The following is a 12,934-nucleotide window of genomic DNA, read 5'->3' as shown; positions in this document are numbered from 1 at the left end:
CGACTACTGCCGCCATATCTTAAGGCAGTTTGTACGTCGCTCTACGGGTGCTCCCGCGTTTCTTATTATGATTCCATTTGTCTTGCTAGGAAGTTTGCTGCGGTTTCTACAGACTTTTGTTCGACCTCACCGATGCTTTCTTCCTTTGAAAAAATGACTACTGCTCCAATTGGGTCGCCACTTGCAATAATTGGGGCGATGGAATAGGATTCAATATCTTCTTCATAACCATCTACTATTGAGGTCTTACCCGCTTTTCTTTCTAGATGGCTTGCTCGTTCTGATATCGCCTTTTCAATAACTTCTCCATTATTTTTATTCAAATAATCTTTTTTTGAACTTCCCGCTACCGCAATAATTTCATCCCTATCACAAATTAAAACAGTGCTTCCTAGGCTATCATACAAGGCCTCTGCATATTCTTTGGAGAAGCTACCCAACTCGTTTATTGGAGAATACTTTTTTAATATTACCTCGCCATCACGATCAACAAAAATCTCCAAAGGATCTCCCTCTCGAATCCGAAGTGTCCTACGAATTTCTTTTGGGATGACCACTCTTCCTAAATCATCAATACGACGAACAATACCAGTTGCTTTCATCTTAGTTGCCTCTCTTTCATCAGATGATTTTTCGGAAACTTCTAGTTATAATTCTTGATTAGCTTCCGAACGATCCAGTTCCTAAATACTAGCTATTGAATTTAGTATCTTTCAGATCAAAAGTTCTATACATAATAAGTTCAATTATTGGCTAGTATTTTCAATTTATCCTAAATTCCCCTTATCTAATCATATGTATGAAAGAGCCCACGACTAAAACCAACAGCCCCCAATAGTGCGTGTTCAAAAAGGTGCCAAATTAGAAACAAGAAGTTCGAGGCGCGAAGGTTTTGATGATCACAGCGTATGCTTTTAATACGTGAGAACCGGAAAAACCGAGCAACGAAGAAATTCTTCGTTTATCATTTGGTGACTTTTTGAACATCCTCAAATAGCACTATTTCTTTGCTTCTTCTAGCCCTTGCATTATTTCTTTGGACACAGCTAACCATTCATCCGTATGCATTCGATTGATTTTCAGACTTATTTTCAATCTATCCCCGTCCATTCCTAACCCAACATTTCTTCCGTGTTTACTACATATATCAAATACTTTTTTCCCATCTATTTCAGCTGTTCCCTCCGGTGACATAAAGATGGCAATATCTGATTTAGACTGTTTAATGGATTCTAGTTTTACTTTACGTGCATATACTTTCATTTCTGCAACTGTCAACAAGTAGTCGACTTGTTGCGGATAGTCACCGAACCGATCCACCATTTCATCACGCAATTCTTCCAATTCATCAAGCGATTCAACCGTTCTAAACCGTTTATACATTTCAATTTTTTGATTGCCATCACCTATATATGATTCAGGTATATATGCGTCAAGTTCAAGTTCAACTTCAAACGTGGGGATAGCTTTTACATGTCCGCCATCTTTACGCTCATCTATCGCCTCTTTGAGCATCTGTGAATATAAATCGAAACCAACCGATTCAATAAATCCATGCTGTTGAGAGCCAAGCAAATTACCTGCTCCCCTAATAGACAAATCGCGCATTGCGATTTTAAAACCGGAACCCAATTCTGTAAATTCCTTAATCGCTTGCAGTCGCTTCTCTGCTACCTCTGTCAAAACTTTATTTCGTCGATAGGTAAAATACGCGTACGCGACCCGATTTGATCGTCCAACACGACCCCTTAACTGGTATAACTGTGAAAGCCCCATTCTGTCGGCATCATGGACAATCAATGTGTTGACATTGGGAATATCTACCCCTGTCTCAATAATAGTCGTTGTTACTAACACATCAAATTCCCCATCAAGAAAACTTAATATGACAGCTTCAAGTTCTGCTTCCTGCATTTGGCCATGCGCAAATGCCACTCTAGCATCTGGTACAAGTAGAGCAATCTCCTCTGCTTTTCGTTCAATATCTTCCACACGATTATATAGAAAGTATACCTGACCATCTCTCGCAAGCTCACGTTCAATTGCTTCCTTCGTAAGGGAACCGTTGTATTCCATTACATATGTTTGAACTGGAAAACGATTTTCTGGTGGCGTTTCAATGACAGATAAATCACGAACCCCAAGCATAGACATATGAAGCGTTCGAGGAATCGGCGTCGCAGTCAACGTTAAAACGTCAATATTAGCCTTTAGCTGCTTAATTTTTTCCTTATGGGTGACACCAAAACGTTGCTCTTCATCGACAATAAGCAATCCAAGGTCTGTAAAATGGAGATCTTTAGATAATAGACGATGGGTACCAATAACGATATCTATTGTTCCATTTTTTATTCCCTTGATTGTTTCTGTTTGTTGCTTTTTAGATCGAAAACGGCTTAATAACCCAATGTTTATAGGAAACTCTTGAAACCGCTCTTTTATTGTTTCAAAATGTTGCTGGGCCAAAATCGTTGTAGGCACAAGGATCGCAACTTGCTTTCCATCATGAATCGCTTTAAAAGCGGCACGGATCGCTACCTCTGTTTTACCGTACCCAACATCACCACATAAAAGTCGATCCATTGGTCGCTCTCGTTCCATATCACGCTTAATTTCCAGTGCGGATCTAAGTTGGTCATCCGTTTCTTGATATGGGAAGGAAGCTTCAAATTCGCGTTGCATATCAGCATCAGGAGAGAATGCATACCCTTTAGCTGCTTCCCTTTCTGCATAAAGTTTAATGAGATCATCAGCTATATCTTTAACAGAAGACTCAACCTTTTTCTTCACGCGTTTCCAGTCACTACCACCAAGCTTATATACTTTAGGTTCCTTTCCTTCAGAGCCTACGTACTTTTGCACAAGATCAATTTGCTCAACAGGGACATATAATTTGTCGTCCGCTTGATATTTAATGTGGAGATAATCTTTATGAACACCGTTAATCACCAGTGTTTCTATACCTAGATACTTACCTATCCCATGATTAACATGAACTACATGATCACCGATTTGCAACTCAGAGTAGCTTTTTATTCTCTCTGCATTGGAGAGCTTTTGTCGACTTTTTGGTTTTCTTGTTTTTTTATTAAAAATTTCCTGTTCAGTAATTACAACCATTTTAGATGATGAAAGTTCAAAACCAGTTTGTAATGACCCTTCTAAAATTTGAATACCCGATAATATTCTTGTTGAATCTTCATTTATTGCTGCTTCAATTTCATAATCGAGTAAAACTGATTGTATTTTCTTTGCTCTTTGCACATCCGGCGCTAAAAAGGTAATAGAAAAGTCATTTTTACGCCAACGGTCGACTTCCGTCTTTAATAAATGCATTTGCCCGTGGAAATTTTGCATCAACTTACACGAGACATTTGCAATATTCTGCGGACTTGTATTCGGAATATGTCTTAAAAATAATGATAAATAAACTCGCGTAAACTTATGACTGGAAATAAGCTGAACCAGCTTATGGGATACCACGATATCATTAATAATGGTCCCTTGCTCCAAGAGCGCTGTATACCATTCAGCCTCTTCTTTTTCAAGCCGCTCATTCATTTCATGAATGCGGCTCATTTCATCAAATATAAGTAAAGTATCACTAGATAGATAGTCTAGTAAGCTTGAAGCGGGTTGATAGGCATATGATAAGTATTTGAAAAAGTTCTCTGGTTTTTGCCCATTCCGAAATTGTTCTAAATCTATTCCGATATTTTCAGCCATACGTTCTTTTGATTTTTCACTTTTTAGCCTTTTTAAAGACTTAGAAAGATCCACTTCTAACTGAGCAGCAATCTGCGGCAACTTACTAGTGTTAATTGGTGTCTCAGTCGCAGGGCCAATTACAATTTGATCCACCTTTTCCTTAGACCGCTGATCATCAATGGAAAAAGCACGGATAGAATCTATCTCTGTATCGAATAATTCAATTCTGATTGGATCTGCTTCTGTAAGCGGATAAATATCTAAAATCCCCCCACGCACGCTAAATTCACCTGGTGCGCTTACCATTTCAGATCGACTATATCCCATCTCCACTAGTGTAAGCATGTCCTTTTCCATATCAATATCTTTTCCTACTTCTAAATGAAGCTGATATTGTTTCCATTCAGACGGCGATGGCATCATTTTCCTTAAGCCTGCCATTGGAACAACAAAAACACCGCGTCGCCCGGACGCCATGTAGTTAAGAGTTTCAATTCGTTGAGCACGTAATTCCGGACTTGCAATACTTAACTCTGCCGCAATTAATTCATTTGATGGGTATAAAAACAACTGATCATCATCGATAAATTGTGCCAGGTCGTCATGTAACTTTTGTGCCTGTAAAAGATTATGTGTAACGACAACAATTGATTTTCCTGTTTGTTTCGCTGCCGCTGCTATAAAAACCGCTCTTGTAGAGCCGGATAACCCCGCTATTAGCTGTTCTGGTAGGTTTTCTTCCACCCCAGCAATAATTGATTGTATTTCATTTTGTTCTATTATCATTTTCTCTAAACCGTGCATTTCAATCTCCTCTTTTCAAAAAGTAACCATAACAAAACAGATAGCACTCGATTAGGCCCAACTTACACCCTAAATCCGAATGGAAAAATAAAAGCTCTTTGTAAGCGAAGAACATCCAGTAACATGATGTGGAACAAAGCTGACTTGTCACGCCGTGTAGTAAACAGAAAAATGCTTTGGATTTCTACTCCAAAGCTTTTAGTGAATGAGATAATCATACTGGTGCAAATCGGGGTTTTTAAGAAGCGTCTCATGACAGTCTTCACAAATTGCTTGAATATGAATGTCTCCATTCGAATGATAAGCGACCATTTCTTGTCTTTCTTCATTAGTTAATAGATGGATCCCTAGTTGTTCAATATTCAAAGAAACGCCTTCAATAGTACCCATCTTGGCCGCACAATGACGACATTGGTAGTGAATTAGCATGGAATAACCTCCTTGCAATACAAATACAAACATATCTATATTATGATCGCTATTGCCTGGAGTTATTCATTATTTTATATTAAAATCATTCATTACCTCAATAAAGGGTTTTTCTAACCACTTTTCACACGCATTAGCACATGTTTGTACGACTGTTTGCATCTCTTGCATTTCTTCCTTACGAAACTTGCCTAACACATAGTCGGGAACCTTCATACCAAGTGGTGGCCGATCTATTCCAACCCTTAACCTATTAAAATTTTGGGTTCCAAGGCTTGCAATTGTTGATTTAATACCATTATGTCCACCAGCACTACCTTTTTGCCTAAGTCTAATTTTACCAACAGGCAAATCTAAATCATCATAAATGACGAGTACATTTTCCATATCTATATCATAGTATTCCATAACCGGACGTATGCTTTCACCAGATAAATTCATATATGTTAATGGTTTTAATAAAATAACTTTTGATCCACCTCGATGAATCAAAGAATAAACACCATTGAATTTATTTTGATTTAACGGCATAGCAAATCGATTAGCCAGCTCCTCAATTACCTCAAAGCCTATATTATGCCTCGTCTTATTATATGCTGAGCCGGGATTTCCCAATCCTACAATTAATTTCATTTAGTACCACTCCAGTATACATATACCTTTATTATACAGAAAAGTATTATCCACACAATCAAAATTATACAAAGCATTCTAAAAACCATTATAAACGCTAGTTAATTTTTTGGAAACTGATGTATGCTTTTGTTAATGTAAAAAAACTTCCTTTTTATCTAACGATAATAAAGCGCAGCCTCCCGGGGCTGCGCTCAATTTAATGATTAACATGTTTTATTTTTCTTCTGCTTGTCCTTCTGTAGAAGCTTCTCCAGCATTTTCTGTTTCTGCTTCCTCTTCTCTAGGAGGTGTAATTGCAGCAATAGATTCTTCGTCTTCATGGTTGATGACAACGGAATAATTTCCACGTACATCAGCTACTGTTACGCTTTCGCCAATTTCTAAACCAGAAATATCTACTTCAATAACTTCAGGAATATCATCTGGCTTTGCAGTAATTGTTAACTCATGAAGAATATGTTGAAGCACTCCACCAGATTTCACTCCTGCAGCATCTTCAGATAATTCAACGCGAACATTCGCCTCGATTTCAACTGACATGTCTACAGCTAGGAAATCAGCATGAATAACTTCTTTTCGTATTGGGTCTTCTTGATACTCATGGAGAATTACATTTAATTTCTTTCCTTCTAAATCAAGTGAAATAACACCATTTCTTCCTACTTCACGCATTACTTTTAGAAAGCTTTTGCTTTCCACAGAAACCGGTGTATTTTCCACATTATATCCGTAAACTACAGCTGGGACGTCCCCTTCTGAACGTAGTTCACTTAATTGCGAATGTCGCTCATTTGTACGTGTCTGTGCTTTTAATACTGTACTCATCTGTATCATTCACTCTCCTGTAAATTAAAAAATTGTCAATATCCCTATCATTACCCTATCACAATAATGAATAAACATCTATTATTATGGAATATTTCTGTAATTTTTAGATCTTAGAAGACTTACCACAATGTGACTATAGATGTGGAGTCGTAACGTGGTTTCCTTGTCTTCTACCGTAGATGGTACTTTAATGCACTAAATTCACTAACTTCTGTAAAAGCGATTCAGTCGAATAACGTACTTACCGATTGATTCTCATGCACACGAATGATTGCTTCGCCTAGTAAAGCGGCTACTGATAGTTCTTTAATTTTGCTGATTTTCTTCTCTTCTGGAAGAGCGATTGAATTTGTAACAATCAGTTCTTCGATTTCTGAGTTCTGGATTCTTTCGATTGCTGGTCCTGATAGTACCGGATGTGTACAGCATGCATACACCTGTTTTGCTCCGTTTTCCTTCAGTGCACTCGCAGCAAGTGTGATCGTTCCAGCAGTATCAATAATATCATCAATCAAAATAGCAATTTTCCCATCGACATTACCTACAATATTCATTACCTCTGCCACGTTCGGACGCGGACGGCGTTTATCAATAATTGCAATTGGTGCCTTTAAGCGATCTGCTAGCCTTCTTGCTCTCGTTACACCGCCGTGATCTGGAGAGACGATGACGATATCTTCTTTATTAAAATTTTTCTCTTTATAATAGTCTCCCAAAATAGGTACTCCCATTAAGTGATCATTTGGAATATCAAAGAAACCTTGTATTTGAGGGGCATGGAGGTCAAGATTAATCATGCGAGTTGCACCCGCTGTTTCAATTAAGTTAGCGACAAGCTTAGCTGTAATAGGTTCACGTGCTCTTGCTTTGCGATCTTGACGGGCATAACCGTAATAAGGCATTACAAGATTAATTGTTTTTGCCGATGCACGCTTTAGCGCGTCAATCATAATGAGTAATTCCATCAAATGATGATTGACAGGTTCGTTTGTAGATTGCACAACATATACGTCGCAACCACGGATACTTTCTTCAATATTTATTTGAATTTCTCCATCACTAAATTGGTTTACGGAGCATTTTCCAAGTTCCAATCCTATTACATCTGCAATTTCTTCCGCCAAAGCACGGTTTGAACTTAATGAAAATATTTTTAAACTAGGGTCAAGATATTGATTTGACATGTCGAGCCTCCAATTAATTATTCAAATTTAGTTTCTTGACATAATTCTCTTTATTCACTTGCTTGGCACGCCCAATAGAAAGGGCTTCCCCGGGTACATCCCTTGTAATCGTTGAACCCGCCGCAATAAATGCACCTTTACCAATTGTAACAGGTGCAACAAGATTTGAATTGCATCCCACAAATACATTATCCTCTATTTTTGTTAAAAATTTATTTTTTCCATCATAATTGACTGTAATTGAGCCACATCCAAGATTTACATCTGATCCAACTTCTGCATCTCCTACATAACTTAAATGTGATGCCTTACTACGTTTGCCAATTTCCGACTTTTTCACTTCTACAAAATTTCCAACTTTTACTTCATCATGAATAATGGATTCTGGACGAATATGGGCAAATGGACCAATATTTACATGCATTCCAACCGTACTGTCGTGAATAACAGACTGACGAATGATTGTATTATCACCAACATTAGAATTTTTCAATTCACTATTAGGACCTATTATACAATCTTCCCCAATTACTGTTTTCCCTTGTATTATCGTTCCAGGAAGAATGATTGTGTCGGATCCTATTATAACATCTGCATCAATATATGTGCTCATTGGATCCTTTAACGTAACCCCATTACGCATATGTTGGTCATTAATTCTTTGTGTCATGATCCTTTCCGCCTCTGATAAAGCAACACGGTCATTGACACCTAATGTTTCTTCAAATTCTGGCGTTTGATATGCTGTAACATGTTCATTCGCATGCTTTAATATTTCAATTACATCAGGAAGGTAATACTCTCCTTGTGTATTTTCATTCGACACTTGATCGAGCACATTAAATAATATTTCATTATCGAAACAGTATGTTCCTGTATTAATTTCATTTACATTTCTTTCTTCTTCATTTGCATCCTTATGTTCCACAATTTTTTCCACGGAGCCATCGGAATTACGAATAATACGGCCATAACCGTCTGGTTGCTCCGCTATAGCAGTTAATACTGTCGCTTTAGCCTTTTGTACTTCATGATACTTCAATAAAGCTTCCATCGTTTCAGCTTTTATAAGTGGCGTATCCCCGCAAATGACGAGTGTCGTTCCTTTTTTTCCGTACAATATATCTTTCGCATGTTTTACCGCATGGGCCGTTCCTAACTGTTCCTCTTGAAGAACGAAATCACTTTTTCCTTCTAGGTATGTTTTAACAATTTCCGCTCCATGTCCAACTACCGTTACTGTTTGTTCCACTTTGAGTTTTGAAGTATTGTCGACTACATGCTCAACCATTGGCTTACCGCAAACTGGATGGAGCACTTTGTATAGTTTTGACTTCATTCTAGTTCCTTGCCCTGCGGCCAATATTACAGCGAATCTTTTTGTCATAAACGGTCCTCCAATGTTATTTTCCATTATGAATATATCTTAAATTGCGTGTTTTTTCAAGAAAACGATAGAATAAGCACAAATTTGCCATGTAATTTGTCGAAAAAAGGTACAGTTTAATGTGATTATTTATCGATAATAAGAACTGAAGTGTAAGAAGATAAATTAGTTATTTGTAAATTCACCTACTGAAACGAAGATACCATGAACAGATAGAGTATGGATACATTATCCATTGTACCCAATTAAACTTATACATTCTAATCAAAAAAAAGAACCTAACTCTAAGGTTAGGCACTTCTTGCAGTTGTATAATTAGGAAGCACCAGCTTCTTCCAACTCTGGTTCTTCGATTTCCCCCATACGATGATACTCTGCCAATACAACATCCTGAATTTTGCTACGAGTGTTTGAATTGATCGGATGAGCAATATCACGGAATTCTCCGTCCGGAGTACGCTTGCTTGGCATTGCAACAAACAATCCGTTATTTCCGTCAATCACACGAATGTCGTGAACAACAAATTCGTTATCCAGCGTAATTGATGCAATCGCTCTCATTCGTCCTTCTGTGTTAACACGGCGTAATCTCACATCTGTTACTTCCATTGTGTTCACCACCTTCTGCCCCTAGATAGAATCATAAGTATGTATTCAACAAAAGTTATCTATCTCCTTCTTTTAAATGTAAATCTTTATAAAATTTACATTTAAAAGGTTTATTTTGGATATTTTGCGTTTTTGAAGCTAATAAAAACCACCACTCCCGCAATAGGAATGGTGGTAAATTTTATCGAATAAGTGCGATTACTTCGATTTCAAGAAGTACATCTTTAGGTAAACGCGCTACCTCCACACAAGATCGTGCGGGTTTATGTATTGGAAAGTATCCAGCGTATACATCATTTATAACAGCAAAATCATCCATATTTTTAATAAAGACAGTCGCTTTCACTACTGTATCAAATGAAGCGCCTGCTTCCACTAACACCGCTTCTAGGTTACGGAAAACTTGGTGCGCCTGTTCGGTAACATCCTCCGAAACGATTGTTCCTTCTGAAGTTAACGGAATTTGTCCCGAGCTAAAAAACATATTATTAACTATAATTCCTTGTGAATATGGGCCAATAGCAGCCGGTGCTTTGTTTGTAGATACTGATCTCATTAAAATCACTCCTTATAAAAATTTTGTTTTTTCAAAAAAGAAGTTCCCTTTTACTACATTGATCTGCTTCCCTTTTACATCGACATCTGACAGTTTAATAAGTGATATATAATCTTCTACAAGGCGCTCTTCCTGGTATTCCGCTTCGACTAGAACTGCAATTCCAGCTACAGTGGCATTAAATTCAGCGAGAAGATTAACCATCCCGTTTACAGTGCCTCCAGCCTTCATAAAGTCATCGACTATTAAAACCTTTGCACCTTCCTTTAAACTACGTTTTGAAAGAGACATAGTTTGCAGACGCTTTGATGAGCCAGAAACATAATTTATACTGACAGTCGAACCTTCTGTTACAAGACTATCACGTCTCACCACGACAAAAGGAACATTTAAATGGTGTGCAACCGCTTGAGCAATAGGAATCCCCTTCGTTGCTACAGTCATAATTACATCTATATCACGGTTTGAAACAGCAGATGCTAAATGCTTTCCAACTTCATTCAATATTTGAGAATCGCCAAGCAAGTCTGTCATGTATAAGTAGCCACCTGGAAGTAATCGATCTGTATCTGCAATAAGATGACAAAGTTGGCCGACAAATTCTTCAGCCTGTGCTTCCTTTACCTTAGGGATGTATTTAACCCCCCCTGCAGCCCCAGGATACGTTTGTAGGGTACCAATCCCTTGATTTTCAAATGTATCCTTTATAATGACTAAATCCTCACTAATAGATGACTTAGCTGATGAGTATTTTTGAGAAAAATGAGTTAATGAAACAAGCTTTCTAGGATGATTCATTAAATAATGAGTCATGTCCACAAGACGCTCGCTGCGGCGGAATTTCATTTTATAACCTCCTGCGTAAACCAAATACGAATATTATTACAGTAAATATACACGATTGTACGGTTATTAGCAAGATTTGCTCATTTGATTTTGCACGATGTAGATCATACCTACTCTTCCTACTTCGACGCGACGTACCTAGGCTGTCTCTCCTCTCTCATTTCCAAGGATTCTAGATTCCTGTGCTTTTCGTCGATAGTCAGTTTGATTATTCATCACCAAGCATTCTAACCGCAAACACTTGGCCGCAAAATCCTCGGAGGCCATTATATATTCGCTGCAACCGCGATTCATGATGGACTAAACCATAAACAGTTGGGCCACTTCCACTCATCATAACAGCATCAGCCCCGAACCTTTCCATTTGTTCTTTAATATGAAGTACCTCCGGGTGTAACTTTAATGTGACTCCTTCAAGTGCATTGCCCATATGCCGACAGATCTCATCGTATCTTTGATCTTTTAATGCATTTACCATCGCATTCGTATTAGGATGTTGTATGCTTTGAATATCAAGATTTTTGTATATATCCGCTGTCGACACACCGATAGAAGGCTTAGCTAAGATTACCCAACAATTTGGTGGAGCTGGTAGTTTTGTAATCATTTCTCCTCGTCCCTGTGCCAAAGCAGTACCCCCATGAACACAAAAGGATACATCAGAGCCAATTTCTGCACCAAGTTCCGCCATCTCATTTACTGTTAACTCAAGACCCCATAAAGTATTTAACCCCCTTAATGTGGCAGCTGCATCACTACTTCCGCCGGCTAAGCCTGCTGCTACAGGAATTATTTTATCGATAGAGATAGATACTCCTTCTTTCACGTCATACCTTTCTTTCAAAAGCTTAGCTGCTTGATAAGCAAGATTCCGCTGATCATCAGGAACAAAACGATTATGGGAAATAATCTTGATCTTATCTTCATTCAATGCGGCCAATTCAATGCGATCCGCCAAATCAATTGTCGTCATTACCATTTCGACTTCATGATAACCGTCCGCTCGCTTATTCAAAACATCTAAAGATAAATTGATTTTGGCTGGCGCCTTCATTAAAAGTTTCATTGTTTTCACCTGCTTGTCTTCCGTCTCTTCATTTTTCCCATTTTAACACGAAACCTTCCTCTATCGAAACATATGACAATAATATTATAAAAAAGTGCAAATTCATTTATTTCAAAATGTTTCTATTGACCGTTTTAATTCGTCACTTTTAACTGCGAAGCTAGACACAGAATTATTTCCCCTATCAAAAAAAGCCGAAGCGGTTACTTCGGCTTTTGCGGGTAAAATGTGTTCATTATCTTCAGGCTAGAGGAGCAAATTGTCATTCATCATTTTTTTCGGCAAGCTGCCTTTCCGCCATTTCGATTGCACGCTTAACCATATTGCCTGCATCTCTTGCTCTGATGCCGCCCCAGCCTTCCTTTTGGACGACGTCATGAAAGCCAAGCTCTTTTGCCAACTCTTCTTTCAATTGATCAGACATTACACCTCTACGTCTACCCAAAATAAATTCCCCCTTTAACACCCGCTTTCTTAGTGTGGACCATTATCCTGAAATTACTGAAGGAAATAAAAAACAACAGTAAACAAATGAATGTTTACTGCTGTCCTAGAACTAAGTTACCTGCTGTATCTTCGTAGAAAGTTAATTCAACTGTTTCCGTTAGTACATCTGCATAGCTATAGGAAACACGCTCAAAGGCATTTTCCTCTTGATCTAATTCGATGACAAAAACTGATGGATAAGTTTCTGCCAAAACCCCAGAACGTTCAATTGTTTTTCTGCGGCCTCCATTTGCTTTTAACATTAATCTCTTACCCAAGTTGGAATCAAGGGATTTTTTAATGCTTGCTAATGTTTTTGGCATATCGCTCCACCTCACTGCTTTTTATTTTACCACAGCGCTTTAAAAATGTCAAACAAATCATTAATTTTACCA

The 12,934-nt window shown here is 38.0% G+C and carries 13 protein-coding genes; all 13 read right to left on the bottom strand.

All coding sequences use genetic code 11. The features are described from left to right. Positions 1 to 65 precede the first annotated feature (65 nt). Positions 66 to 602: a stage V sporulation protein T gene (gene spoVT / locus MHB53_RS16255; protein WP_340920261.1), complete on the bottom strand. Its 537-nt coding sequence runs from the start codon at positions 600 to 602 to the stop codon at positions 66 to 68. A 397-nt stretch (positions 603 to 999) separates the two neighbouring features. Next, positions 1,000 to 4,512, bottom strand: coding sequence for a transcription-repair coupling factor (gene mfd / locus MHB53_RS16250; protein WP_340920258.1), 3,513 nt, complete (start codon positions 4,510 to 4,512; stop codon positions 1,000 to 1,002). Between the two features lie 198 nt (positions 4,513 to 4,710). After that, complete coding sequence (locus MHB53_RS16245; protein ID WP_340920256.1) at positions 4,711 to 4,941, bottom strand: anti-sigma-F factor Fin family protein; 231 nt, start codon at positions 4,939 to 4,941, stop codon at positions 4,711 to 4,713. A gap of 69 nt (positions 4,942 to 5,010) precedes the next feature. Further along, positions 5,011 to 5,574, bottom strand: a complete 564-nt coding sequence (pth, locus tag MHB53_RS16240; protein WP_340920254.1) for an aminoacyl-tRNA hydrolase — start codon at positions 5,572 to 5,574, stop codon at positions 5,011 to 5,013. Between the two features lie 216 nt (positions 5,575 to 5,790). Next, positions 5,791 to 6,402, bottom strand: coding sequence for a 50S ribosomal protein L25/general stress protein Ctc (locus tag MHB53_RS16235; protein WP_445661531.1), 612 nt, complete (start codon positions 6,400 to 6,402; stop codon positions 5,791 to 5,793). Between the two features lie 227 nt (positions 6,403 to 6,629). After that, entirely contained in the window at positions 6,630 to 7,589 is a 960-nt protein-coding gene (locus MHB53_RS16230; protein WP_340920249.1) for a ribose-phosphate diphosphokinase, read from the bottom strand. 13 nt (positions 7,590 to 7,602) lie between these two features. Then, positions 7,603 to 8,976, bottom strand: a complete 1,374-nt coding sequence (gene glmU, locus MHB53_RS16225) for a bifunctional UDP-N-acetylglucosamine diphosphorylase/glucosamine-1-phosphate N-acetyltransferase GlmU (RefSeq protein ID WP_340920247.1) — start codon at positions 8,974 to 8,976, stop codon at positions 7,603 to 7,605. Between the two features lie 315 nt (positions 8,977 to 9,291). Further along, positions 9,292 to 9,585: a septation regulator SpoVG gene (gene spoVG, locus MHB53_RS16220; RefSeq protein ID WP_066146188.1), complete on the bottom strand. Its 294-nt coding sequence runs from the start codon at positions 9,583 to 9,585 to the stop codon at positions 9,292 to 9,294. A 181-nt stretch (positions 9,586 to 9,766) separates the two neighbouring features. After that, entirely contained in the window at positions 9,767 to 10,141 is a 375-nt protein-coding gene (locus MHB53_RS16215; protein ID WP_340920244.1) for a RidA family protein, read from the bottom strand. Positions 10,142 to 10,153: 12 nt separating this feature from the next. Further along, complete coding sequence (gene purR / locus MHB53_RS16210; RefSeq protein ID WP_340920242.1) at positions 10,154 to 10,987, bottom strand: pur operon repressor; 834 nt, start codon at positions 10,985 to 10,987, stop codon at positions 10,154 to 10,156. 208 nt (positions 10,988 to 11,195) lie between these two features. Beyond that, a complete protein-coding gene (gene ispE / locus MHB53_RS16205) occupies positions 11,196 to 12,053 on the bottom strand; it encodes a 4-(cytidine 5'-diphospho)-2-C-methyl-D-erythritol kinase (protein ID WP_340920240.1) in 858 nt (285 codons plus the stop codon). 262 nt (positions 12,054 to 12,315) lie between these two features. Next, positions 12,316 to 12,498 (bottom strand): small, acid-soluble spore protein, alpha/beta type, encoded by a 183-nt coding sequence (locus MHB53_RS16200; RefSeq protein ID WP_340920237.1) that lies wholly within the window; start codon positions 12,496 to 12,498, stop codon positions 12,316 to 12,318. Positions 12,499 to 12,592: 94 nt separating this feature from the next. Then, positions 12,593 to 12,862, bottom strand: coding sequence for a biofilm formation stimulator Veg (gene veg, locus MHB53_RS16195; RefSeq protein WP_340920235.1), 270 nt, complete (start codon positions 12,860 to 12,862; stop codon positions 12,593 to 12,595). Positions 12,863 to 12,934: the final 72 nt, after the last annotated feature.

This window comes from Bacillus sp. FSL K6-3431, assembly GCF_038002605.1.
Classification (GTDB): domain Bacteria; phylum Bacillota; class Bacilli; order Bacillales; family Bacillaceae_C; genus Lederbergia.
Note: the sequence above shows the minus strand (reverse complement) of the source record. Positions and strands in the feature narration are given on the sequence as shown.

Excerpts from the sequence above, each read along its gene's own strand:
- MHB53_RS16235 (WP_445661531.1), bottom strand. The coding sequence starts at position 6,402 with ATGAGTACAGTATTAAAAGCACAGACACGTACAAATGAGCGACATTCG.
- MHB53_RS16230 (WP_340920249.1), bottom strand. The coding sequence starts at position 7,589 with ATGTCAAATCAATATCTTGACCCTAGTTTAAAAATATTTTCATTAAGT.
- spoVT (WP_340920261.1), bottom strand. The coding sequence starts at position 602 with ATGAAAGCAACTGGTATTGTTCGTCGTATTGATGATTTAGGAAGAGTG.
- MHB53_RS16215 (WP_340920244.1), bottom strand. The coding sequence starts at position 10,141 with ATGAGATCAGTATCTACAAACAAAGCACCGGCTGCTATTGGCCCATAT.
- ispE (WP_340920240.1), bottom strand. The coding sequence starts at position 12,053 with ATGAAACTTTTAATGAAGGCGCCAGCCAAAATCAATTTATCTTTAGAT.
- purR (WP_340920242.1), bottom strand. The coding sequence starts at position 10,987 with ATGAAATTCCGCCGCAGCGAGCGTCTTGTGGACATGACTCATTATTTA.
- spoVG (WP_066146188.1), bottom strand. The coding sequence starts at position 9,585 with ATGGAAGTAACAGATGTGAGATTACGCCGTGTTAACACAGAAGGACGA.
- mfd (WP_340920258.1), bottom strand. The coding sequence starts at position 4,512 with ATGCACGGTTTAGAGAAAATGATAATAGAACAAAATGAAATACAATCA.
- veg (WP_340920235.1), bottom strand. The coding sequence starts at position 12,862 with ATGCCAAAAACATTAGCAAGCATTAAAAAATCCCTTGATTCCAACTTG.
- MHB53_RS16245 (WP_340920256.1), bottom strand. The coding sequence starts at position 4,941 with ATGCTAATTCACTACCAATGTCGTCATTGTGCGGCCAAGATGGGTACT.
- pth (WP_340920254.1), bottom strand. The coding sequence starts at position 5,574 with ATGAAATTAATTGTAGGATTGGGAAATCCCGGCTCAGCATATAATAAG.
- glmU (WP_340920247.1), bottom strand. The coding sequence starts at position 8,976 with ATGACAAAAAGATTCGCTGTAATATTGGCCGCAGGGCAAGGAACTAGA.